A 23,814-nucleotide genomic window follows, 5' to 3' on the forward strand; every position below is an offset into this window, starting at 1 on the left:
GGTTGTGCGCGAAATCGTTCTGATCAACATCACCGGTGAGGACCGTCCGGGTCTTACCGCCGCCCTTACCGGCGTCCTTCTCCAGGGCGGTGTGAACATCCTCGACATCGGCCTGGCGGTCATGCATGGCACCCTGTCCTTCGGCATTCTGGTCGATATTCCGGACAACGAAGTGGCCACGGCGCTGCTGCAAAGCGTGCAGTCCAAGGCCCACGAGCTGAACCTTCAGGCGCGCTATACGCCGATTTCCGAGGCCGACTATCAGCACTGGGCCGATGCACAGGGTGAAGCGCGACATATCGTGACTCTGCTCAGCCGCAAGATCACCCCCGAGCAGTTGAACCGCGTCAGTGCCGTCATCAGTCAGTACGGCCTGACCATCGAGCGCATCGAGCGCCTGTCGGCACGGGTGGCTTTGGATGCACCGAGCGAAAAGGGCAAAGCGGCCGTTGAAATATCCGTACGTGGCGTCCCGAGCGATGCTCAAGCACTGCGCAGCGACTTTTTCACCCTGGCCCAGACGCTGCAGGTCGACATCGCGTTCCAGCAAGACGACCTGTTCCGTCGCAACCGCCGTCTGGCTGTGTTCGACATGGACTCCACGCTGATCGAGGCTGAAGTCATCGACGAGCTGGCCAAGGCGGCTGGTGTAGGCGAGCAGGTTGCGGCGATCACCGAGCGCGCGATGCGCGGCGAGCTGGATTTTCGCGCCAGCTTCAAGGAGCGCATGGCGCTGCTCAAGGGCCTGGATGTGGGTGTGCTGGACCAGATCGGCGCTTCGCTGCGCCTGACCGAAGGTGCCGAAAACCTGTTCGCCGAGCTCAAGCGTCTGGGCTATAAAACGGCGATTCTCTCTGGTGGCTTCTCGTACTTCGCCAAGCAGGTCCAGGCGCGCCTGGGCATCGATTACGTCTTTGCCAACGAGCTGGAAGTAGTCGACGGCAAGGTCACTGGGGTTGCGGTGGAGCCGATAGTCGATGCCCAGCGCAAGGCTGAGCTGTTGCAGCAACTGGCCAACGAAGAAGGCCTGCAACTTGAACAGACCATCGCCGTGGGCGATGGCGCCAACGACCTGCCAATGCTGGCATTGGCCGGGCTTGGCGTTGCCTTCCGCGCCAAACCGCTTGTGCGCCAGTCGGCCAAGCAGGCGATCTCCACCTTGGGGCTCGATGGCGTGCTTTACTTGCTGGGCCTGCGCGACCGCGACGCCCGCGGCTGATACACGCCAAAACAAAAGGCCCTGCATTTGCAGGGCCTTTTTCTTTCAGGTCAGGCTTGGGCGGGTGTTGCCAGCAGCTCACCCATGCGTACTGCCGATGCCGCACCTAGTGTCTGTGCCCATTCCACCTGCTCTGGCCCGAACAGCACGATCGCGGTCGAGCCCAGCTTGAAGCGACCCAATTCGGCGCCCTTCTCCAGGTGAATAGGCGCACGGGCGCCTTCATCGTAGCGCAAGGTCTTCAGCTCACGCTTGGGTGGCGTGACCAGCCCGGCCCAAACGGTTTCGATCGAAGCCACGATCATGGCGCCGACCAGCACAACAGCCATCGGCCCGCGCTCGGTGTCGAACAGGCACACCACGCGCTCGTTGCGGGCGAACAGTTCAGGCACGTTTTCGGCCGTGGTCTGGTTGACCGAGAACAGCCGGCCTGGCACATACACCATCTCGCGCAGGGTACCGGCCAGTGGCATGTGCACGCGGTGATAATCCTTGGGCGACAGGTAGATGGTCGCAAACTGGCCGCCCATGAATGGCGCGGCCAGGGCTGGGTCGCCGCCCAACAGTTCCAGGGCACTGTAGCTGTGGCCCTTGGCTTGGAAGATACGGCCGTGCTCGATCGGGCCTAACTGGCTCACGGCGCCGTCGGCTGGGCACAGAATTGCGCCCGGCGTTTCATCCAGCGGGCGAGCGCCTGGCTTCAGAGCGCGGGTGAAGAAGGCATTGAAGTGCTCGTAGGCGGTCAGGTCTTCGACCAGCGCTTCGCTCATGTTCACCTGGTAACGCTTGGCGAACCAAGCGGTGAAGGCGTTTTTGAACCAGCGCACGCGGCACTCGGCGATGCAGCCAGCCAGGCGCGACAGCAGATGGTGCGGTAACAGGTACTGGCTGAGAATGAACAGGCGGGATTTCATTGCGTTGAATGTCCTTAAACTTCGACAGGCGTGTCCGGGTGGTTGCCCCATTCGCTCCACGAGCCGGCATAAGCCTTGATGCGTGGATAACCGAGGGCCTTGGCCACCAGGTAAGTGAAACCGGAGCGGCGGTGGGTCTGGCAGTGGGTGATCACTTCCTTGTCAGGGGTGATGCCCAGTTGCTCGAGCACTTGAGCGATATCTTTGCGAATGCGCAGGTGATCGTTGAGGTCCATGCCGGCAGTCCACTCGAAATTGATGGCGCCGGGAATATGCCCAGCCTTGGCGGCCAGGACTTTTTCGCCGGAGAATTCCTGCGGGCCACGGGCATCCCAGATAACCAGGTCATCAGCGCCCAGGCGGCTTTGCAGGTACTCGCGGGTGGCAGTAGGTTCGGCGTGCAATTGCAGGTGTACGGGCGTACTGGCGGGAGCTGGCAGGTCAGTGGACAGCTTGTCTGCTGGCCACGCCTGGATGCCGCCATTGAGGTAGTGGTAGCGATGATGGCCGATCACATCCAGCAGCCAGATGAAGCGGCCGGCCCAGCCACCGCCCTCATCGTCGTACACCACGTAAACTGCGTCATCGCGGTGGCCCAGCTCGCTGAACAGCCTTTCCAGGTCGGCCAGCGTCGGCAGCAGGCCGGGGGCCGGGGGCTGGCCGAGCTGGGTGCGCTTGCCTTCGACGAAACGGGCGCCGGGGATGTGGCCGCTGACATAGCGGTTGGCACTGCTCAGGTCGACCAGGATCAACTGCGGTGAGTCCAGGCGCGGTAGCAAGTCAGCGGCCTCGATCACCAAAGGCAAGCCGGAAAAGTCAGTCATCCACGTTCTCCAGTGTGGAAAGAGCAGCGATTGTAGCGCAAGGCTCAGGCTCCGCGGTTGCCGAAGACCGCCAGAGCACGCTCGATACATTGCGAAGTCTTACCGAAGGCTTGCGTGCTGACATCGGCCAGCGGCTTGCCGCCTTGGTCGGCAACGACCAGCATCAAGACCTGGTCACCCACCGCAAGGGAACGCAGCAGCATGTGCTCGCTGGGGAACAGCGCCCGCAACGGCGCTGGCAGTAATGCCGAAAATTGGCCGTGGTTGGCGGGTGTCAGGCGCAGCTGGCCGGCCTTGGCCATGAGCTTGTGCAGCAGCTTGTGCTGCGCGAGCGGCAAGCTGATGGCCCCGGCCTCTTTAGGCAGGCCGGCAGTCTGTTGCACGCGCAGGGTTTCGCGGGCACCGTCCAGCGATAGCAGCATGACCCGCTGCATGCCGCAGGCGAGCATGGCTTCGCGCGCGTGGGTGGCCAGGTGAACGGCATTGGTGAATGGGCTTGGTTGTGCCAACAGTTGCTGGCACAGCTTGCGCCAACGGCCAAGGTCCTCGCTGGACGGGGGCGGTGGCGTCAGCATGTCTGGGTGCGGGCGGCGCTGGTCCCATGGCCAGATCAAGGCTTCTGCAGGGTGGAACACTGCGTGACTGGCGTGACGCCGGGCACTGGCGGCAGCTTGTTGGTGCACTTGCTGTTGCACATCTTCGAGCGATGTCTGCAAGTAAAGTGCAGTCAGCAGTTGCCAGCGCAACAGATGAGGGTTGTCCCAGCCAACCTGCGCTGCCAGCGCCAGGTTGTTGGCCAGCAGCACGGTGTTGGCCGGCTCGTTGAACCAGCGGCGCAGGCCAGGGGCCTCATCCAGGCGGTGCTGCTGGGTGAGCAGGTCTTGCTCGCGGGCAATGTTCAGCACCAGGGCCAACTGGTCGCGCTCTTCGAGCAGCAGGCGATAACCCTGGGTGACCCACTTCGGCAGGCGCCAGTGCTCAGCCACGGCCTGGCACAGGGCGAAGATGCGTACACCGAACAGTTCCTGTTCCACCTCGGCGGCCGCCTCGCCTTTGTGGATGACCCGCAGTTCCCAGGCATCGAGCAGCTTGGGGTAGGCCAGGGCCAGCGGCCACAGCGGTGCCAGGAACAGCAGGCTGCCCCAGTGGATTTCCTGCCACAGGCGCGCCAGGCGGCTGGCGAACAGGCCGCTGGCCTGTTGCGCTGCGTGTTGGCTGATCAGCAGGAACTGGCGCAGCACCGGGGGGATGTCGTGCTCCGGCAAGGCCGGCAGACGCATCAGTAGCTCCTTGCTGCGTACCAGGCCCAGGCGGTTGAGGGCAATTTCCAGGCTTTCAGCGGGTTCGGCCTGGCTGGCGTTGCCGGGGTGGTTGGCCTCGCGCATCACCGACAGCACCAGCGCCGGGCTGTCCTGCATCAGTTCGGCGATGTCGCGCAACGAGCGACGGCTGTCATTGATGGCGCTCATGACTCGGTCGTAGCTGGGCTTGGGCACCGGTACACGCACGCCGTCGAGCAGCTTGATCCAGGCTTCTACCGTACGCGGATTCTGAGAGGGCACCTTGGATTCCATTGGCATTTTGACATCAGTCCGAACTGGCTTTTCGCTTTGAGTGGCTATAGTCTGGCGCAGTTCTGCCGATAAGTAGAAGAAGAGTTTTAAAGCTCCCGCCCCTCACCCTGACCACGACAGCAAGTGCTTTGAACCTATGGCTAAAATTATCGGCATCATCGTCGTATTCGCGAGCGTGCTCGGCGGATATGTGCTTTCCCATGGCAAGATCGCGGCACTGATCCAGCCGTTCGAAGTGCTGATCATCGGCGGTGCGGCCTTCGGCGCCTTCATGCAGGCCAACCCCGGTTACATGACCATGCATGTAATCAAGAAGTCGATGAAGATGTTCGGCTCGCGCTTCTCCCATGCTTTCTATCTGGAAGTACTGGGCCTGGTCTACGAAATCCTCAACAAGAGCCGCCGCGAAGGCATGATGGCGATCGAGAGTGATATCGAAGACGCCGCAGCCAGCCCGATCTTCGCCAAATACCCGGCAGTGCTGGGTGACGAGCGCATGACCGCGTTCATCTGTGACTACCTGCGCATCATGTCCACCGGCAACATGGCGCCCCACGAACTCGAGGGGCTGTTCGACATGGAGTTGCTGAGCATGAAGGAAGAGCTCGAGCACCCTTCACATGCGGTCACAGGGGTCGCCGACGGCATGCCTGGCTTCGGTATCGTTGCAGCCGTATTGGGTATCGTGGTGACCATGGCTTCGCTTGGCGATGGCGACCAGAAGGCGATCGGCATGCACGTCGGTGCGGCGCTGGTCGGTACCTTCTTCGGTATTCTGGCTGCCTATGGCTTCTTCGGCCCGCTGGCCAAGTGCCTGGAGCACGATGCCAAGGAAGAGCTCAACCTCTACGAGTCGATCAAGGCCTCGCTGGTGGCTTCTGCCTCCGGCATGCCGCCTTCGCTGGCCGTGGAGTTCGGGCGCAAGGTGCTCTATCCCAAGCACCGCCCGACTTTTGCCGAGCTGGAACAAGCGGTTCGTGGTCGCTGAGTCATGGAGAACAATCAGCCGATAATCATCAAGCGCGTCAAGCGCTTCGGTGGCGGGCACCATGGTGGGGCCTGGAAGATCGCCTTTGCCGACTTCGCCACGGCGATGATGGCGTTCTTCCTGGTGTTGTGGCTGCTGTCCACTGCTACACCTGAACAGAAGATTGCCATCGCCGGTTACTTCAAGGACCCGATCGGCTTCTCCGATAGTGGCACGCCTTATGTGATCGACCTGGGCGGTTCGCCGCAACTGGCGCCGGAAAAGACCATCAATCCGGAAGTGAAATCCGAGCCTACGCCTGATACCAGCATTCAGCTGGACAAGGATCAGGTCGAAACCATGGCCGAGCAGGTCGAGCGCGAGCGTCTGGAGTTGCTGTTGCAGGAGCTGCAGAACAAGGTCGAGGAAAACCCTCAACTGCAGAAGTTCAAGGATCAAATCCTGTTTGAAATCACCCAGGACGGCCTGCGTATCCAGATCATGGATGCCGAGAACCGGCCGATGTTCGACATCGGCAGCGCGCGTCTGCAGCCGTATTTCGAGGACATCCTGCTGGCCATGGCCGATACCATCAAAGCGGTGCCGAACAAGATCAGCATCAGTGGCCACACCGATGCCAAGCCGTATTCGGGCACTGGCGATTTCGGTAACTGGGAGCTGTCGGCCAACCGCGCGAACGCAGCACGGCGAGCGCTGGTTGCAGGGGGCTATCCGGATGGCCAGGTGGCGCGAGTGGTGGGCTATGCCTCGTCGTCGTTGTTCGACCGCAAGAACCCGTTCAACCCGGTCAACCGTCGCATCGACATCATCGTGCTGACCAAGAAAGCCCAGCGCAACATCGAAGGCGAGCAGGGTACACCTGAAGCTTCCAGCCAACCGGCTTCGCCAGCCCCAGCTGACGCACCGCCCGCCCCAGCCGGGGCGCAGGAAGCCCCGGTCCCGATGCAGCCGCGTGAACTCAGGCAAAAGCTGAACATCTTCGAAGATGGCACTTTGAAGATGGATGAGCAGAAGGATCAGTAGCGAGCGTTGGGGCTGCTTGGCAGCCCCTTCGGATCAGTAGCTGTCTTCGGGCAGGCTAGCGATGATCGAGCGGTAGCTGTTCATTCGCTGCGGCTTGATGCGGCCGTCTTCAAGGGCCTTTAGCAGTGCGCAGCCCGGCTCGCGATCATGCTTGCAATCGCGGAAGCGGCAAGTTCCGAACAGGTCGCGAAACTCGATGAACCCCTCCTCGACGTCGTCGCGGCTGACGTGGCCAAGGCCGAATTCGCGGATGCCCGGCGAGTCGATCAGGTCGCCCCCGTTGGGGAAATGATAAAGACGCGCGGTGGTCGTGGTGTGTTGACCTTGGCCGGACCATTCGGACAGGTCGCCCACCCGGGTGCCAGCTTCAGGCAGCAGGCTGTTGACCAATGACGACTTGCCCACGCCCGACTGGCCGACGAACACGCTGATGTGCCCGTCCAGCATCTGCTGCAGGCGCTGCATGCCGTCGCCCTGATGGGCGGAAACCTCCAGCAGCGGGTAGCCCAGGTCGCGGTAGACCTCGAGCAGCGCGTGCAGGCCGGGGCCATTGTCGGCGTCGATCAGGTCGGCCTTGTTCAGCAGTAGCAGCGGGCGGATGCCGGCATGCTCAGCGGCCACCAGATAGCGGTCGATCAGGTTCGGATGTGGCTCCGGTGCCGGGGCGAAGACGATGACGATCAGGTCGACGTTGGCTGCGACCGGCTTGAGCTGGCCGTGGTTGTTCGGCCGGCACAGCTCAGTGCTGCGTGGCATCTGCGCGACGATCACGCCGATGCCTTGGTTGCCAGCGCGCCAGACGACCCGGTCGCCGGTGACCAGTGCTGGCAAGTTGGCCCGCAGGTGGCAGCGGAATACCTGGCCGGCGACCTCGCCGTCCTGGGCCTCGACCTCCACCTGCACACCGAAGTGCGCGATTACCAGGCCCAGCTGTTCCGGCCCCAGATCGCCACCCTCCAGCTCCTGCAGCACGTGCTGTTCGCGTTTGGCGGCGCGAGCTGCGCGTTCGTTCTGGATTTTTTCGATACGCCAGTTCTGGCGCCGATTGAGCTGGCGTTTGGCCATGGACCTTCCAAGGAGGGGCAAATTGAAAACGGCAGGCAGTTTAGCACGCCAGGCCGATGACCATTCTGGTTACCTTTGCGCCAGGCATGCGCAGGTCGACCTCGCTAGGCTACTATGACGGCCTATACGAGGAGCCTTTTCATGCATAACCCACAGAACCTGATCTGGATCGATCTGGAAATGACCGGTCTGGACCCGGACCACGACGTCATCATCGAGATGGCCACCATCGTCACCGACAGTGAGCTGAACACGTTGGCCGAAGGGCCGGTGATAGCCATCCACCACAGTGACGAAGTGCTGGCGCGCATGGACGAGTGGAATACCCGCACCCATGGCGCCTCGGGCCTCACCCAGCGCGTGCGCGAAAGCAAGGTCAGCATGGCAGAAGCCCAAGCACAGACCATCGCGTTCCTCGAACAATGGGTGCCCAAAGGCAAGTCGCCCATCTGTGGCAACAGCATCTGCCAGGATCGCCGCTTCCTTTACCGCCATATGCGCGAACTGGAAAACTACTTCCACTACCGCAACCTCGATGTCTCCACGCTCAAAGAGCTTGCTGCGCGCTGGGCGCCGGAGGTTCGTGACAGCTTCAAGAAGGGCGGCACCCACCTGGCCCTGGATGATATCCGCGAGTCCATCGCTGAGCTGCGCCACTACCGCGAGCATTTCATCAAGGTGTGAACCCAAAGGGCGCGGATAATGTGCCTGCGCCCTCTTTTGGTGCCCGAAGCAACTGGTTAGACTGCGCGCCTTTCTCGCACGGACCCGCACCATGTTGCTGATGCTCTACCTGATAGCCATTACCGCCGAAGCGATGACCGGTGCGCTGTCTGCCGGCCGGCGCGGCATGGACTGGTTTGGCGTGGTGCTGATCGCCTGCGTGACCGCCCTGGGGGGTGGCTCGGTGCGCGACGTGCTGCTTGGGCACTACCCTCTGACCTGGGTAAAACACCCTGAGTACTTGGTGCTGACCAGCCTGGCAGCGCTCTTGACGATTTTCATCGCGCCTATGATGCGCCGCTTGCGCTCGCTGTTTTTGGTGCTCGATGCGTTGGGCCTGGTGGCGTTCACGCTTATCGGCTGCATGACTGCGCTGGAAATGGGGCAGGGCATGTTGGTGGCATCGATCAGTGGCGTGATCACCGGTGTATTCGGCGGGATTCTGCGGGATATCTTCTGCAACGACATCCCACTGGTGTTCCGTCGCGAACTCTATGCCAGCGTATCGTTCGCTGCGGCGTGGTTCTACCTAGGCTGCGTTTACTTCAAAGTGCCGGCGGAGCAGGCGATGCTGCTGACTTTGTTCGGTGGCTTTCTGGTGCGCTTGCTGGCCATTCGCTTCCATTGGGAAATGCCCAAGTTTCACTATAACGATCAGCAGTAGCTTGTGGTGGGTGCTGGCGATCACTGGCGCGCCTGAACCCTCAATCGCGATGGCCTCTTCGCGAGGACCCACCGCCAAAGGTTGGCACCCCACTATGGGTTTGGCTATCTGAGGCCATGCCGGGCCAATGCCCACTCGACATGCTCGCGCACCAGCTCCGACTCATCTTCGCGCCTGGCCTTCAACGCCTCGATCACCGGGATCGTCGAGGGCGCATTGCCCAGCCCCACCGCCAGGTTGCGCAAGAAGCGCTCATACCCCGCCCGGCGTAGTGGCCCGCCTTCGGTCTTGCGCAAGAACGTGCGTTCGTCCCACAGAAACATTTCAGCCAGCTCGGCGTTTTCCAGCCCATGGCGTGGCTGGAAATCCTGTTCCTTGCTGTAGTTGGCGAAGCGGTTCCACGGGCAGACGACCTGGCAGTCATCGCAGCCGAATACGCGGTTGCCCATCATGGCGCGCAATTCCACCGGGATTGGCCCACGTAGCTCGATGGTCAGATAGGAAATGCAGCGCCGTGCATCCAACACATAGGGCCCCACGAACGCCTTGGTTGGGCAGATGTCCAGGCAGGCCTGGCAGCGCCCGCAGTGTTCGCTGGTGTGCGCTTGATCCACCGGCAACGGCAGGTCGACGAACAGCTCGGCCAGAAAGAAGTAGCTGCCGGCCTTGCGATTGAGCAGCAGGGTATTCTTGCCTATCCAACCTAGCCCCGCCTGTTCGGCCAGGGCTTTTTCCAGCACCGGGGCGCTGTCGACGAAGGCGCGGTAGCCGAATGGGCCGATGGCCTCCTGAATGCGATCGGCCAGAAACTGCACGCGCTTGCGAACCAGTTTGTGATAATCACGGCCCAGTGCATAACGCGATATATAGGCCTTTTCAGGCTGGGCCAGGCGCTGGGCCATTTGCGTGTCGCCGGGAAGGTAATCCATCCGCAGCGAAACCACGCGCACAGTGCCGGGAATCAGTTGGTCGGGGTGGGCGCGCTTGCTGCCATGGGCGCCCAGGTACTCCATCTCGCCCTGATAGCCGGCGTCGAGCCAGCGTTGCAGATGCTGTTCGTGCTCCCCAAGGTCGACGCCGGCAATGCCTACGTGGGCAAAGCCGAGTTCTTGGCCCCAGATCTTGATGGATTGGGCCAGTTGGGCAAGGTCAGGTGTCAAGGCGGACATGGTGGGCAGGCAATACAGGCTCAGGTGCGTATAATTCTGCCAGACATTGGAGCCTTTGACCCTATGGCGCAGACCAAACACCCAAGCAATGCCCCTGAACTGCTGAGCAGCCTGACGGTCGCACACCTGCCGGCACGTGATTCCCAAGCCCACAAGGGTGACTTTGGCCATGTGCTGGTTGTGGGTGGAGACCTGGGCACTGCTGGCGCCGTTTTGCTCAGCGCCGAGGCGGCGCTGCGCTGCGGCGCGGGGCTTGTCAGTTTAGCGACTCGCCCGGAGCATGTGGTTGCGAGCTTGGCGCGCCTGCCGGAAAGCATGTGCCTGGGAGTCGAATCGGCCAACCAGTTGGTCGGGGTACTAGAGCGTGCGACGGTACTGGTGGTGGGCCCGGGGCTTGGGCAAGCGGCCTGGGGGCGCAGCTTGCTGTCGGCGGTGGCCAAGGCCGAGCGGCCGCAGGTTTGGGACGCCGATGCTCTGAACCTGCTGGCCAGCACACCCTTGGCGCTGCCCAGTGGTAGCATCCTCACCCCGCACCCCGGCGAGGCGGCGCGATTGCTGGGCATTTCCACCGAGGCGGTGCAAGCCGACCGTCCCGGCGCGGCGCGCAAATTGGCCCGCCGCTATGCCAGTATCTGCGTGCTCAAGGGCGCCGGTACCTTGGTGGCTGACCCCGCCGGCCGGTTGCTGGTGTGTGAGCGGGGCCATCCGGCGATGGCCGGTGCCGGCTTGGGCGATGTGCTGACCGGCGTGCTGGCAGCTTTGCTGGCCCAGGGGTTGGACGCCTGGAGCGCTGCAGGCCTTGGCGTATGGCTGCATGCCTGCGCCGGCGAGCGATTGGGCGTCAAAGGCAGAGGCCTGGCAGCCAGCGATCTGGCGCCGGTCATTCGAGAGTTGTTGGAGGAGCATTCTGCGTGTCTGGCTTAACCCTGTTTCTGGCCGATGAAGCGGCCACGGTCGATTTCGGCGCAAAGCTTGCCGAAGTGACCGGCGGTCGTGGCGTGATTTTTCTGGAAGGTGACCTGGGTGCTGGCAAGACCACGCTTTCCCGTGGCTTGATCCGCGGTCTGGGCCATACTGGTGCAGTGAAAAGTCCTACGTTCACAGTGGTGGAACCTTACGAAATCGGTGAAGTTCGCGCCTACCATTTTGATCTGTATCGCCTGGTCGATCCGGAAGAGCTGGAGTTCATGGGGATTCGCGATTATTTCGAAGGCGACCCACTGTGCCTGTTCGAGTGGCCACAAAAGGGTGCGGGCGTTTTGCCAAAGCCTGACCTGACCATTACCATAAGCCCCCAAGCGGGCGGCCGCTCGCTTGTCCTTAGGCCGCAGGGGGCTCGCGGCGAGGCCTGGTGCACTGCACTGGCCGAACACTATAAACAGTAAGTGGGGTAGGTATGCGCATACGCGCACTGGTCGCTGTGGTTGGATTGCTGCTGGCAGCGGTGACCGTTGACGCTCTGGCCGTCACACAAGTCAAGAGCGTGCGCCTGTGGCGCGCGCCGGACAACACGCGGCTGGTCTTCGATCTTTCTGGCCCCGTGCAGCATAGTGTCTTCACCCTCAGCGCGCCCGATCGCCTGGTGATCGACATCAATGGCGCGACCTTGGGCGCACCGTTGAAGGTATCCACAGCCAACACGCCAATCAGCAGTGTGCGTTCCGCCCAGCGCACGCCAACCGATCTGCGCGTGGTGGTCGACTTGAAAAAGTCGGTCACGCCCAAGAGCTTCACACTGGCGCCCAATGCCCAGTATGGCAACCGCCTGGTAGTCGACCTGTACGATCAGGAAGCCGACGCCATCGCGGCTACTGCACCGACGCCACCGCCTACTCCAACGCCAACCCCGGCGACCACGCCAGCCGTTCCGGTGAGCCCGGCTCAACCGGCGATCAAGCTGCCACCGGTGCCGAGTGGCAAGCGCGACATCGTCGTCGCCATCGACGCCGGCCATGGTGGTGAAGATCCAGGCGCCTCCGGCTCGCGCGGCCAGCACGAGAAAGACATCGTGCTGCAGATCGCCAAGGAGTTGCAGCGCCAGATCAACACCGAAAAGGGCTACCGCGCCGAGTTGACACGTACCGGTGACTACTTCATCCCGTTGCGCAAGCGCACCGAGATCGCCCGCAAGAAGGGCGCCGACCTGTTCATTTCCATCCACGCAGACGCCGCGCCATCGCGTGCCGCATTCGGCGCCTCGGTGTTCGCCCTGTCCGATCGGGGTGCCACGTCCGAGACGGCGCGCTGGCTCGCCGACACTGAAAACCGCTCTGACTTGATCGGCGGCGCCGGCAACGTCAGCCTTGATGACAAGGACCGCATGCTCGCAGGCGTGCTGCTCGACCTGTCGATGACTGCCACGCTCAGCTCAAGCCTGAACGTGGGGCAGAAGGTGCTCGGCAACATGGGCCGGGTGACATCGCTGCACAAGCAGCGGGTGGAGCAGGCGGGCTTCATGGTGTTGAAATCGCCCGACATTCCATCGATTCTGGTGGAAACCGGGTTCATTTCGAACAACAGCGAAGCGGCCAAACTGGCCACCGCCAGCCATCAACAAGCCCTGGCCCGCTCGATCCATACGGGTGTACGCCAGTACTTCCAGCAGAACCCGCCGCCGGGTACCTACGTGGCGTGGCTGCGCGACAGTGGCAAGATCGCCCAAGGGCCGCGTGAGCATACCGTGCGTCCGGGCGAAACCCTGGCGATGCTCGCTGTGCGCTATCAAGTCAGCGTGACCAGCCTGCGCAGCACCAACAACCTCAAGAGCGATGAGCTCAAGGTTGGCCAGCAGCTCGACATTCCTGCTACCACGCTGGCTGCACAATGAGTGGCGGCTCGCGCATACAGCTGCTAAGCCCGCGGCTGGCCAACCAGATTGCCGCAGGTGAGGTGGTCGAACGCCCAGCGTCGGTGGCCAAGGAGCTTTTGGAAAACAGCCTGGACTCCGGGGCCCGGCGCATCGATGTCGAGGTCGAGCAGGGCGGGGTGAAGTTGCTGCGTGTGCGCGACGATGGCAGCGGTATTTCCGCAGATGACTTGCCCCTGGCCTTGGCCCGTCACGCCACCAGCAAGATTCGCGAACTCGAAGACCTTGAAGGCGTTTTGAGCCTGGGTTTCCGAGGCGAGGCGCTGGCCTCGATCAGTTCGGTGGCGCGGCTGACCCTGACGTCGCGCACCGCCAGTGCAGGTGAAGCCTGGCAGGTCGAGACCGAAGGCCGTGACATGACACCCCGTGTGCAGCCCGCTGCGCACCCAGTCGGTACCTCGGTCGAGGTGCGCGACCTGTTTTTCAATACCCCGGCCCGGCGCAAGTTTCTCAAGGCCGAAAAGACCGAATTCGATCACCTGCAGGAAGTCATCCGGCGCCTGGCTCTGGCCCGCTTCGATGTGGGCTTTCATCTGCGCCATAACGGCAAGAGTATTCTCAGCCTGCATGAGGCCCATGATGAAACCGCCCGTGCGCGAAGGGTTGGTGCCATATGTGGCCCGGGGTTCATGGAGCAGGCGCTGCCGATCGATGTCGAGCGCAATGGCTTGCGCCTGTGGGGCTGGGTTGGCCTGCCGACGTTCTCGCGCAGCCAGGCGGACCTTCAGTATTTCTTCGTCAATGGCCGCGCGGTGCGGGACAAACTGGTCGCCCACGCCGTGCGGCAGGCCTACCGGGATGTACTGTTCAACGGTCGGCACCCGACTTTCGTGCTGTTCCTGGAACTAGAGCCCAACGGCGTCGACGTCAATGTGCACCCGACCAAGCACGAAGTGCGCTTTCGCGAAGGCCGTTCGGTGCATGACTTTCTCTACGGCACGCTGCACCGGGCCCTGGCTGACGTACGTCCAGAAGACCAGCTGGCCGCCCCAGCCGCTGTTCCCGAGCTGGCCCGAGCGACCGGCCAGCAAGCCGGCGAGTTCGGCCCCCAGGGTGAAATGCGCCTGGCCTCGCCTGTGCTCGAGCAGCCGCAGGCGCCGCAGCATGGCATTTCCAATGGCGGCAGTGGCGCAGGTTATCAGTACCAGTACACCCCGCGCCCCTCGCAGCCGTTGCCAGCCGCCGAGGCCCAGGCGGTTTATCGCGAGTTCTTCAAGCCGCTCAACGATGCTGCGCCAGCATCCACGGGGTTGCCAGAAAGCCAGGGCGACATCCCGCCCCTTGGCTACGCCCTGGCACAGCTCAAGGGTATCTACATCCTTGCCGAAAACGCCGTAGGGCTAGTGCTGGTGGATATGCATGCGGCCCATGAGCGAATCATGTACGAACGCTTGAAGGTGGCGATGGCCAGCGAAGGGCTCAGTGGCCAGCCACTGCTCGTGCCGGAAACCCTGGCGTTGAGCCAGCGCGAGGCTGATTGCGCCGAGGAACACGGCCAGTGGTTTCAGCGCTTGGGCTTCGAGCTGCAGCGGCTGGGGCCAGAAACCCTGGCGATCCGCCAGATCCCAGCACTGCTCAAGCAGGCCGAGGCCAATCGCCTGGTGCAAGACGTGCTCGCCGACCTGATGGAGTACGGCACCAGCGACCGAATCCAGGCGCATCTCAACGAGTTGCTCGGCACTATGGCGTGCCACGGCGCGGTGCGTGCCAACCGGCGCCTGGCAATCCCCGAGATGAATGCCCTGCTGCGCGACATGGAAAACACCGAGCGCAGCGGTCAGTGCAACCATGGTCGCCCGACCTGGACCCAGATGGGCCTGGACGATCTGGACAAACTTTTCCTGCGCGGTCGATGACATGAGCGGCAAGCCACCTGCAATTTTTCTCATGGGCCCGACGGCTGCCGGCAAGACCGACCTTGCCATCGAGCTGACCAAAGTGCTGCCTTGCGAGCTGATCAGCGTCGACTCGGCGCTGGTGTACCGCGGCCTGGACATCGGTTCGGCCAAGCCTTCCAAAGAAACCTTGGCGGCCTATCCGCACCGTTTGATCGATATCCGCGACCCGGCCGAAAGCTATTCGGCCGCTCAGTTTCGCACCGACGCCTTGGAGGCGATGGCCGACATCAGCGCGCGCGGCAAAATCCCGCTGCTGGTGGGCGGCACCATGCTCTATTACAAGGCGTTGATCGAAGGCCTGGCGGACATGCCGGCGGCCGATGCTGCCGTGCGCGCGGCCCTTGAGGCCGAGGCCCAGGCGCTGGGCTTGGTTGAGCTGCACCGGCAACTGGCACTGGTGGACCCGGAGTCGGCAGCGCGTATCCACCCCAACGACCCGCAGCGGCTTATCAGAGCGCTGGAAGTTTATCGGGTCAGCGGCCAGAGCATGACCGCTCACCGCCAGCGTCAATTCGCTGAAAGTAGCGCCGCAGACGCAGGCGCTGGCGGGCATTTGCCCTATACTGTCGCGAGTTTGGCGATCGCCCCGGCTGACCGTCACATTCTGCACAAGCGAATTGCGTTACGATTTTCGCAAATGTTGGAACAGGGCTTCGTCGACGAGGTCCGATCGCTGCGGGCCAGAAGTGACTTGCACGCCGGGCTGCCGTCTATACGGGCTGTGGGGTATCGACAGGTCTGGGATTACCTGGACGGCAAGCTGACTGAGAATGAGATGCGCGAACGCGGTATCATTGCTACTCGACAGCTGGCCAAGCGGCAGTTCACCTGGCTGCGTGGCTGGCCTGACGTGCACTGGCTCGACAGCCTGGCCTGCGACAATCTGTCCCGCACCTTGAAATACCTTGGGGCCGTCTCCATATTGAGCTGAGTCCCTGCTGATAGCCGTCTATTCTTGCGAAGAGGCGGCCTGAACTTATCGATTTTTGTGATTTTCCAATATTTATCCTTACAGGAGTGCGGCATATGTCAAAAGGGCATTCGCTACAAGACCCTTACTTGAATCAACTGAGAAAAGAAAAGGTCCCGGTTTCGATCTACCTGGTCAACGGGATCAAGCTGCAGGGCTCGATCGAATCTTTTGACCAGTTCGTGGTACTGCTGAAGAACACTGTCAGCCAGATGGTCTACAAGCACGCCATTTCGACCGTCGTCCCTGCTCGTCCGGTTCGCCTGCCAAGCCCGTCCGATTCCGAACACGGTGACAGCGAGCCAGGCAACGCCTGATAGGAGCCTGCATTGTTCTTTGAGCGCCACGGTGGTGGTGAGCGGGCGTTGCTCGTTCACTTGGAAGGTCAGAACCCTGAGGCGCGCGAAGACCCGCAGGAGTTTCAGGAACTGGCATTATCGGCCGGAGCCGACATCGTCTCCTTGGCCACGGTAGCCAGGCATCAGCCTACGGCCAAATACCTGATTGGCAGCGGCAAGGTCGAGGAATTGCGCGACCTGGTCAAAGCCGAACAGGTAGACCTGGTGATTTTCAATCACACCCTCACGCCCAGTCAGGAACGTAACCTCGAACGCGTCTTCGAGTGTCGCGTGCTTGACCGCACCGGGCTGATTCTCGACATCTTCGCCCAGCGGGCGCGTACCCATGAAGGCAAGCTGCAGGTCGAACTGGCACAGCTTGATCACATGAGCACGCGGCTTGTACGCGGCTGGACGCACCTGGAGCGGCAAAAGGGTGGTATTGGCCTGCGCGGGCCGGGTGAAACCCAGCTGGAGACCGACCGCCGTCTGCTGCGGGTGCGTATCCGCCAGATCAAGGGGCGCCTGGAAAAGGTGCGCAGCCAGCGTGAGCAGGCCCGTCGCGGCCGCAAGCGCGCAGACATTCCTTCGGTGTCGCTGGTTGGCTACACCAACGCCGGCAAGTCCACCTTGTTCAATGCGCTGACCGAATCAGCGGTATACGCGGCCGACCAGTTGTTCGCCACCCTGGACCCGACCCTGCGCCGGCTCCAATTGGCCGACCTGGGCCCGATCGTGCTGGCCGACACCGTGGGCTTCATTCGCCACCTGCCGCACAAGCTGGTTGAGGCATTTCGGGCTACGCTCGAAGAGTCGAGCAACTCCGATCTGCTGGTGCACGTGATCGACGCCCATGAGCCTGAGCGCATGGAGCAGATCGAGCAGGTGCTGGCGGTGTTGGGAGAGATCGGTGCCGAAGGCTTGCCGATACTCGAGGTCTATAACAAACTCGACCTGCTTGAAGATGTCGAGCCGCAGATTCAACGCGATGCCGATGGCAAGCCGCAGCGGGTCTGGGTATCTGCACGAGATGGACGTGGCCTGGAGCTTGTCGGCCAGGCGATTGCCGAGTTGCTGGGGGATGATCTGTTTGTCGGTACCCTGTGTCTTGAGCAGCGTTTTGCCCGCTTGCGCGCGCAATTCTTTGCCTTGGGTGCCGTGCAAAGTGAAGAGCATGACGAAGAAGGGCGCAGTCTGCTGAGTGTTCGTCTGCCCAGGGTCGAATTGAATCGCCTGGTCAGTCGGGAAGGCATGGAGCCGCAAGTGTTTGTCGAGCAACACACTTTGCAATAAATGCCCGGTGAGGTCGTCGGGCAGCAGTGGCAGGCATTCTGTAGCATTGGACGGCGCGCCGTGGGCGCGTCTTTGCTTTATCAGATGGAGAGCGCTATGGCTTGGAACGAGCCGGGTGGCAACTCGAACAATCAGGATCCCTGGGGCGGCCGTCGCGGTGGCGGCGGTGGTGGCGACAAGAAGGGTCCACCGGATCTGGACGAGGCCTTCCGCAAGCTGCAGGACAGCCTCAACGGCATGTTCGGCAGTGGCAAGAAACGTGGCGGCGGTGACCGCAATGTCGGCAAGGGTGGTGGCTTCGGGCTGCTGGGCATCGGCCTGGCGGTGCTTGCTGCAATCTGGCTGTACAGCGCCGTGTACGTGGTCGACGAGCAGGAGCAGGCCGTGGTGCTGCGCTTCGGCAAGTACTATGAGACGGTCGGTCCCGGCCTGAACATCTACTTCCCGCCAATCGATCGCAAATACATGGAAAACGTCACGCGCGAGCGTGCCTACACCAAGCAGGGGCAGATGCTCACCGAAGACGAGAACATCGTCGAGGTGCCGCTGACCGTCCAGTACAAGATCAGCAACCTGAAGGATTTCGTGCTCAACGTCGACCAGCCTGAGGTCAGCCTGCAGCATGCGACCGACAGTGCCCTGCGCCATGTGGTGGGTTCCACCTCGATGGACCAGGTGCTGACCGAGGGCCGTGAGCAGATGGCCGTGGATATCCGCGAACGCCTGCAGCGCTTCCTCGACAACTACCGCACCGGTATCACCGTCACCCAGGTCAACGTACAGAGCGCGGCAGCCCCGCGTGAAGTGCAGGAAGCCTTCGATGACGTGATCCGCGCCCGCGAAGACGAGCAGCGTGCCCGCAACCAGGCCGAGTCCTACGCCAACGGCGTGGTGCCCGAAGCCCGCGGTCAGGCGCAGCGCATCATCGAGGACGCCAACGGCTACCGCGATGAGGTCATCGCCCGTGCCAAAGGTGAGGCCGACCGCTTCACCAAACTGGTCGGCGAGTACCGCAAGGCCCCTGACGTCACCCGTCAGCGCTTGTACCTGGAGACCATGCAAGAGGTCTACAGCAATTCGAGCAAGGTCCTGGTCACGGCCAAGGATGGGCAGAACAACCTGCTCTATCTGCCGCTGGACAAAATGGTCGAAGGCAGCCGCAAAGCCGCCACGCCGGGCAGCAGCGTCAGCCCGTCGGCCAACGATGCGGCCGCGCGTACGGCGCAAGACCTGCAACAGCAACAGCAGCCGCTGCGCACTAGGGAGAGCCGCTGATGAGCAACCGATCGCTGATCGCCCTGATTGCCGTAGTGGTACTGGCTATCGTGGCCTGGAACAGCTTCTACATCGTGTCCCAGACCGAGCGGGCAGTGCTGCTGCGCTTCGGTAAGGTGGTACAGGCCGATGTCCAGCCTGGCCTGCACGTGAAGGTCCCGTACGTGAACCAGGTGCGTAAGTTCGATGCACGCCTGATGACCCTCGACGCACCGACCCAGCGGTTCCTGACTCTGGAGAAGAAAGCGGTGATGGTCGACGCCTACGCCAAGTGGCGCGTCAAGGATGCCGAGCGCTTCTATACCGCTACTTCCGGCATGAAACAGATTGCCGACGAGCGTCTGTCGCGTCGCCTGGAAAGCGGCCTGCGTGACCAGTTCGGTAAGCGTACCCTGCACGAGGTGGTTTCGGGTGAGCGCGATGCGCTGATGGCTGACATCACTGCATCGCTGAACCGCATGGCCAATAAGGAGCTGGGTATCGAAGTCGTCGACGTACGCGTCAAGGCCATCGACCTGCCCAAAGAAGTCAACCGCAGCGTGTTCGACCGCATGAGCACCGAGCGTGAGCGTGAAGCCCGCGAGCACCGTGCCAAGGGTAACGAGTTGGCCGAAGGTATTCGCGCCGATGCCGACCGCCAGCGCCGTGTGTTGCTGGCCGAAGCCTATCGCGAAGCGGAAGAGACCCGCGGTGACGGCGACGCCCAGGCGGCCGCCATTTATGCCAAGGCCTACACCCAGGACGCTGATTTCTACGCGTTCTACCGTAGCCTGCAGGCCTACCGTGAAAGCTTCTCCAGCAAGAGCGACGTGCTGGTTCTGGACGCGAAGAACGAGTTCTTCCGCTTCCTGGACAAGAGCAAGCCTTGATGCTCAGGCCCTGATCTTCATCCAGCGGCACCCCGCCTGGCAGCTAAAACACCAGGCGGGGTGCATCCTGAATGAAAAGGGGTGTATGATGCGGCAGCCGGGAAATTTCCCGGCTTTTTTGCGTCTGCAAGGTTGATTGGCCTAGCGCCAGTTGACGGTTTGGTCAGCTCGCAAGGCAATTCGAGGGTATCGGGTACGGTGGCTGCGCTGGGATCAGTGCTGCCCGTTGCTGTGCGCGATACCGGCTTTACTGACGGCTAGCCAGCTGGCGAGCCGCCCGGACCAGAGGGGAAATGGCGTAATGGCAACGGTAGACCGCTGGCTGCTGCCAGATGGCATCGAGGAAGTACTGCCACCTGAGGCTGCGCGTATCGAGATCGCGCGCCGCCAGGTGTTGGACCTGTTCCAGAGTTGGGGCTACGAGCTGGTCGTCACCCCGCATATCGAGTACCTGGAGTCGCTGCTGACCGGCGCCGGCCAGGACCTGGATCAGCGCACCTTCAAGGTGGTCGACCCGCAGTCGGGCCGCCTGATGGGCTTCCGCGCCGACTTCACCCCGCAGGTTGCGCGCATCGACGCCCACACCCTGCGACGTGAAGGCCCGAGCCGGCTGTGCTACGCAGGCAGCGTGCTGCACGCCCAGCCCCGCGCCCTGTCCACCTCGCGCAGCCCAATCCAGCTGGGTGCCGAGTTGTACGGCGACGCCAGCCCTACCAGCGACGTCGAAGTCATCAGCCTGATGCTCGCCACGCTGCAGCTGGCCGATGTTGCCGATGTGCACATGGACCTGGGCCACGTCGGTATCTACCGCGGCCTGGCGCGTGCGGCTGGCCTGTCGGGTGCGGTCGAGCAGCAACTTTTCGACGCCCTGCAGCGCAAGTCGGTCGATGAAGTGCAGGCGCTGACTGCCGACCTGCCCAAGGATCTGGGCAGCATGCTGCGTGCTCTGGTCGAGCTGTGCGGTGGTCGTGAAGTGCTGGCCGAAGCCCGTGTGCGCTTGGGTCGTGCGCCAGCCAGCGTGCTGGCTGCGTTGGACGACCTGCTGGCGATCGCTGACCGCCTGGCCGCGCGCTACCCGCAGCTGCCGCTGTACTTCGACCTTGGCGAGCTGCGCGGATACAACTACCACACCGGTGTGGTGTTCGCTGTATTCGTGCCGGGCGAGGGTCAATCGATCGCTCAGGGTGGGCGCTACGATGACATCGGGGCCGACTTTGGCCGGGCGCGTCCGGCTACCGGTTTCTCCACGGATTTGAAGACCCTGGTCACACTGGGGCGAGCGGAGGTCGTATTGCCAACTGGCGGCATCTGGATGCCGGACAGTGGCGACGCGGCCCTCTGGCAGCAGGTCTGCCAGTTGCGCAGCGAGGGCCAGCGTGTGGTCCAGGCTCTGCCTGGCCAGCCGTTGAGTGCTGCTCTCGAGGCGGATTGTGATCGGCAATTGATTCAGCAAGACGGGCGCTGGCAGGTTCTGCCGCTGACCCAGTGAGTTTCTGCGTCGGCAGTAGGCCGGCAACCAAGTTTGCGTGAATGAGGACCAATGTAATGGGTAAGAATGTCGTCGTCCTGGGCACCCAGTGGGGTGATGAGGGCAAAGGCAAGATCGTCGATCTGCTGACCGAACATGCTGCCGCTGTAGTGCGCTACCAGGGCGGCCACAACGCTGGCCACACCCTGGTGATCAACGGTGAAAAAACCGTTCTGCACCTGATTCCCTCGGGCATCCTGCGTGAAGGCGTCCAGTGCCTGATCGGCAACGGCGTAGTCGTTGCTCCAGACGCCTTGATGCGTGAAATCACCAAGCTGGAAGAGAAAGGCGTACCGGTGCGCGAGCGCCTGCGTATCTCTCCGGCAGCCCCGCTGATTCTGTCGTACCACGTGGCCCTGGACCAGGCCCGTGAAAAAGCCCGTGGCGAAGCCAAGATCGGCACCACCGGCCGCGGTATCGGCCCAGCCTATGAAGACAAGGTTGCTCGTCGCGGCCTGCGCGTTGGCGACCTGTTCCACCGCGAGCGCTTCGCCGCCAAGCTGGGTGAGCTGCTGGACTACCATAACTTCCAGTTGGTGAACTACTACAAAGAGCCGGCAATCGACTTCCAGCAGACCCTGGACGAGTGCATGGCCTATGCCGAACAGCTCAAACCGATGATGCTCGACGTCACCGCCGAGCTGCACAACCTGCGCCGCGCCGGCAAGGACATCATGTTCGAGGGTGCTCAGGGTTCGCTGCTGGACATCGACCACGGTACCTACCCGTACGTCACCAGCTCCAACACCACTGCAGGTGGCATCTCCACCGGTTCCGGCGTTGGCCCGATGTACCTGGACTACATCCTGGGCATCACCAAGGCCTACACCACTCGCGTGGGTTCCGGCCCGTTCCCGACCGAATTGTTCGACGAAACCGGCGCCACCCTGGCCAAGCGTGGCCATGAGTTTGGTTCGACCACCGGCCGTGCTCGCCGTTGCGGCTGGTTCGACGCCGTCATCCTGCGCCGCGCCATCGACGTCAACAGCATTTCGGGCATCTGCCTGACCAAGCTGGACGTGCTCGACGGCCTGGAAACCATCAACATCTGCGTTGGCTACAAAAACGAGAACGGTGCCGTCATCGATGCCCCGTCCGATGCTGACAGCTACATCGGCCTAGAGCCGGTGTACGAAGAGATGCCGGGCTGGAGCGAATCGACCTTGGGCGTGAAAACCCTGGAAGAGCTGCCGCAAGCTGCGCGTAACTACATCAAGCGTATCGAAGAGCTGGTAGGCGCCCCGATCGATATCATTTCGACCGGCCCTGACCGCAACGAAACCATCGTTCTGCGCCATCCGTTCGCCTGATCCTCATCCAGGTTGAGCCAACGCCGCGCTCCTGAAAAGGAGCGCGGCGTTTTCATTTGGGTAGGCGATTGGTCGGCCTCCTAGACCTTGGCGTATCTCCCCGCTGCCTGCGGCACAACCCTTGCTGTAAGAAGTCTCTGTAGATGCCATCAAAGTAGTGGCGCCAGAAAACACGAGGGTTACACCGTGTCTGCAATCCTTTCATTGTTACGAAGCCGCCTCTTGCGGCCTGTGTTTGTTGCCCTTGGTATCGCCCTTTTGGTGCAGGTACTGGTTGCCGTTGCGCTGACCCGAAGCACCGTTACGGCCTTGGAGGCTGACCTGGGCGAGCGTCTGGGCCATGACAGCCGCCAGCTCGCCAACGAACTGGAGCAGGCAGGAGAAGACGTGCGCACCGGGCTGCTGAGCCTTTCCAGCAGCACCCGCCAGCGCTTGAGCGCGGGGCTTTCCACCCGCTTGCAGGACGAGCAGCGACAACTGCGTGCCACCTTGGAAAAAAACCTCAAGGACTCGGCCAACGATATGGCTGAGCTGCTGGCCTCGGTGGCCCCACGGGCGATCTGGGACAACGATGTACCGGTGCTTTCCGAGTTCGCCCGCCGCGCCCAGCGCAACCCCAATGTTCTATTCGTGATCTACGACGATGCTCAGGGCCAGCACCTGACTCGGTATCTGAACCGGCAGAACCCGATCAACCAGGCCTTGATCGAAAAGGGCCAGGGCGAGCGGGCACTGGACAAGGTGCTGGAGGCGGCACGCCGCGACCCGGCGGTGTATTACGTCGAAGCCTCCATCAACCCCAACGGTGCCGAGATAGGCAAAGTGCTGATGGGCGTTTCAACGGCGGGCGTTGACCAAGAGCTCAAAGCGCTCGACCAGCGCTTCAGCGCTTTGATCGCCAGTGGCGAGCAACTGGTGGGCGACAGCCTCGGCGCTGCGGCGGCCGATAGCGGCAAGGCCCTTCGCGAGCGCCTGGAAACCGCGCAGGCCAGCGCCAGTGCCATGCAAGCCAACACCGCACAGAGCGTGCGCGAGGCGGCGGCCGAGCTGCGCTGGCGCATTGGCCTAGGTTTGGTCGTGGTGGGGCTGGGCGTGCTGTTGGTGGTGGCCGTGGTACTGGGGCGCCGGGTGTTGAGCAAGTTGCGCCTGTTGATCACTGCCCTCAATGACCTGGCGGCCGGGGAGGGCGACTTGACCAAGCGGGTGCCCCTCGACAGCCGTGACGAGATTGGCGACATGGCTTCGGCGGTCAACCGCTTCGTCGACAAGTTGCAGCCGATCGTGCGCGAGGCCGGCGAAGTGGC

The 23,814-nt window shown here is 62.5% G+C and carries 21 protein-coding genes and 1 pseudogene; 17 read left to right on the top strand and 5 right to left on the bottom strand.

Annotation, left to right across the window (positions count from 1 at the left end):
* Positions 1 to 4 precede the first annotated feature (4 nt).
* Positions 5 to 1,219 carry a phosphoserine phosphatase SerB gene (serB, locus tag ACK59H_RS00715; protein ID WP_060479281.1) on the top strand — a complete coding sequence of 405 codons (1,215 nt, stop codon included), beginning with the start codon at positions 5 to 7 and terminating at the stop codon, positions 1,217 to 1,219.
* Between the two features lie 50 nt (positions 1,220 to 1,269).
* On the opposite strand, the gene asd is transcribed toward serB, so the two are convergent.
* The 3 genes from asd to ACK59H_RS00730 are packed head-to-tail and all read right to left on the bottom strand — an operon-like array spanning position 1,270 to position 4,537.
* Positions 1,270 to 2,133, bottom strand: coding sequence for an archaetidylserine decarboxylase (gene asd / locus ACK59H_RS00720; RefSeq protein ID WP_060479247.1), 864 nt, complete (start codon positions 2,131 to 2,133; stop codon positions 1,270 to 1,272).
* Positions 2,134 to 2,147: 14 nt separating this feature from the next.
* Positions 2,148 to 2,957 carry a rhodanese-like domain-containing protein gene (locus ACK59H_RS00725; RefSeq protein WP_060479246.1) on the bottom strand — a complete coding sequence of 270 codons (810 nt, stop codon included), beginning with the start codon at positions 2,955 to 2,957 and terminating at the stop codon, positions 2,148 to 2,150.
* 44 nt (positions 2,958 to 3,001) lie between these two features.
* Complete coding sequence (locus ACK59H_RS00730; protein ID WP_261744247.1) at positions 3,002 to 4,537, bottom strand: HDOD domain-containing protein; 1,536 nt, start codon at positions 4,535 to 4,537, stop codon at positions 3,002 to 3,004.
* 130 nt (positions 4,538 to 4,667) lie between these two features.
* Between ACK59H_RS00730 and motA the strand changes: the two genes are divergently transcribed.
* Both motA and motB read left to right on the top strand, forming a co-directional pair.
* Positions 4,668 to 5,519: a flagellar motor stator protein MotA gene (gene motA / locus ACK59H_RS00735; protein ID WP_060477964.1), complete on the top strand. Its 852-nt coding sequence runs from the start codon at positions 4,668 to 4,670 to the stop codon at positions 5,517 to 5,519.
* A gap of 3 nt (positions 5,520 to 5,522) precedes the next feature.
* Positions 5,523 to 6,542 (top strand): flagellar motor protein MotB, encoded by a 1,020-nt coding sequence (gene motB, locus ACK59H_RS00740; RefSeq protein ID WP_060477963.1) that lies wholly within the window; start codon positions 5,523 to 5,525, stop codon positions 6,540 to 6,542.
* Between the two features lie 33 nt (positions 6,543 to 6,575).
* On the opposite strand, the gene rsgA is transcribed toward motB, so the two are convergent.
* A complete protein-coding gene (gene rsgA, locus ACK59H_RS00745) occupies positions 6,576 to 7,607 on the bottom strand; it encodes a small ribosomal subunit biogenesis GTPase RsgA (protein ID WP_060477962.1) in 1,032 nt (343 codons plus the stop codon).
* Positions 7,608 to 7,748: 141 nt separating this feature from the next.
* Between rsgA and orn the strand changes: the two genes are divergently transcribed.
* Both orn and ACK59H_RS00755 read left to right on the top strand, forming a co-directional pair.
* Positions 7,749 to 8,291: an oligoribonuclease gene (gene orn, locus ACK59H_RS00750; RefSeq protein WP_060477961.1), complete on the top strand. Its 543-nt coding sequence runs from the start codon at positions 7,749 to 7,751 to the stop codon at positions 8,289 to 8,291.
* 91 nt (positions 8,292 to 8,382) lie between these two features.
* Positions 8,383 to 8,994 (top strand): trimeric intracellular cation channel family protein, encoded by a 612-nt coding sequence (locus tag ACK59H_RS00755; protein ID WP_021783871.1) that lies wholly within the window; start codon positions 8,383 to 8,385, stop codon positions 8,992 to 8,994.
* A 104-nt stretch (positions 8,995 to 9,098) separates the two neighbouring features.
* Here ACK59H_RS00755 and queG read toward each other — a convergent pair whose 3' ends face one another.
* A complete protein-coding gene (gene queG, locus ACK59H_RS00760; protein WP_060477960.1) occupies positions 9,099 to 10,163 on the bottom strand; it encodes a tRNA epoxyqueuosine(34) reductase QueG in 1,065 nt (354 codons plus the stop codon).
* A 63-nt stretch (positions 10,164 to 10,226) separates the two neighbouring features.
* Between queG and ACK59H_RS00765 the strand changes: the two genes are divergently transcribed.
* From ACK59H_RS00765 to ACK59H_RS00820, 12 genes and pseudogenes are all read left to right on the top strand, one after another.
* A complete protein-coding gene (locus tag ACK59H_RS00765) occupies positions 10,227 to 11,087 on the top strand; it encodes an NAD(P)H-hydrate dehydratase (protein WP_060477959.1) in 861 nt (286 codons plus the stop codon).
* Between the two features lie 2 nt (positions 11,088 to 11,089).
* Entirely contained in the window at positions 11,090 to 11,548 is a 459-nt protein-coding gene (gene tsaE / locus ACK59H_RS00770; protein ID WP_371326767.1) for a tRNA (adenosine(37)-N6)-threonylcarbamoyltransferase complex ATPase subunit type 1 TsaE, read from the top strand.
* An 11-nt stretch (positions 11,549 to 11,559) separates the two neighbouring features.
* Positions 11,560 to 12,990 (top strand): N-acetylmuramoyl-L-alanine amidase, encoded by a 1,431-nt coding sequence (locus ACK59H_RS00775; protein ID WP_060477957.1) that lies wholly within the window; start codon positions 11,560 to 11,562, stop codon positions 12,988 to 12,990.
* Positions 12,987 to 14,885 carry a DNA mismatch repair endonuclease MutL gene (gene mutL / locus ACK59H_RS00780; RefSeq protein ID WP_261744244.1) on the top strand — a complete coding sequence of 633 codons (1,899 nt, stop codon included), beginning with the start codon at positions 12,987 to 12,989 and terminating at the stop codon, positions 14,883 to 14,885. The genes ACK59H_RS00775 and mutL overlap by 4 nt, the downstream gene beginning before the upstream one ends.
* A 1-nt stretch (position 14,886) precedes the next feature.
* Entirely contained in the window at positions 14,887 to 15,858 is a 972-nt protein-coding gene (gene miaA / locus ACK59H_RS00785; RefSeq protein WP_060477955.1) for a tRNA (adenosine(37)-N6)-dimethylallyltransferase MiaA, read from the top strand.
* 95 nt (positions 15,859 to 15,953) lie between these two features.
* Entirely contained in the window at positions 15,954 to 16,214 is a 261-nt protein-coding gene (hfq, locus tag ACK59H_RS00790; protein ID WP_027920748.1) for an RNA chaperone Hfq, read from the top strand.
* A 12-nt stretch (positions 16,215 to 16,226) separates the two neighbouring features.
* Positions 16,227 to 17,528 (top strand): ribosome rescue GTPase HflX, encoded by a 1,302-nt coding sequence (gene hflX, locus ACK59H_RS00795; protein WP_060477954.1) that lies wholly within the window; start codon positions 16,227 to 16,229, stop codon positions 17,526 to 17,528.
* A gap of 96 nt (positions 17,529 to 17,624) precedes the next feature.
* Positions 17,625 to 18,803 (top strand): FtsH protease activity modulator HflK, encoded by a 1,179-nt coding sequence (gene hflK / locus ACK59H_RS00800; protein WP_060477953.1) that lies wholly within the window; start codon positions 17,625 to 17,627, stop codon positions 18,801 to 18,803.
* Complete coding sequence (gene hflC, locus ACK59H_RS00805; protein WP_060477952.1) at positions 18,803 to 19,672, top strand: protease modulator HflC; 870 nt, start codon at positions 18,803 to 18,805, stop codon at positions 19,670 to 19,672. Before hflK ends, hflC begins: the two co-directional genes overlap by 1 nt.
* A gap of 301 nt (positions 19,673 to 19,973) precedes the next feature.
* Positions 19,974 to 21,161 (top strand): ATP phosphoribosyltransferase regulatory subunit, encoded by a 1,188-nt coding sequence (locus ACK59H_RS00810; protein WP_060477951.1) that lies wholly within the window; start codon positions 19,974 to 19,976, stop codon positions 21,159 to 21,161.
* A 56-nt stretch (positions 21,162 to 21,217) separates the two neighbouring features.
* Positions 21,218 to 22,510 carry an adenylosuccinate synthase gene (locus tag ACK59H_RS00815; RefSeq protein WP_028688256.1) on the top strand — a complete coding sequence of 431 codons (1,293 nt, stop codon included), beginning with the start codon at positions 21,218 to 21,220 and terminating at the stop codon, positions 22,508 to 22,510.
* A 1,002-nt stretch (positions 22,511 to 23,512) separates the two neighbouring features.
* Positions 23,513 to 23,725: pseudogene (locus ACK59H_RS00820) on the top strand (methyl-accepting chemotaxis protein); the annotation flags it as partial.
* Between the last annotated feature and the right edge of the window lie 89 nt (positions 23,726 to 23,814).

The sequence above is a fragment of the Pseudomonas sp. KCJK9000 genome, from assembly GCF_046230725.1.
In the GTDB taxonomy this organism is placed as follows: Bacteria; Pseudomonadota; Gammaproteobacteria; order Pseudomonadales; family Pseudomonadaceae; genus Aquipseudomonas; species Aquipseudomonas promysalinigenes.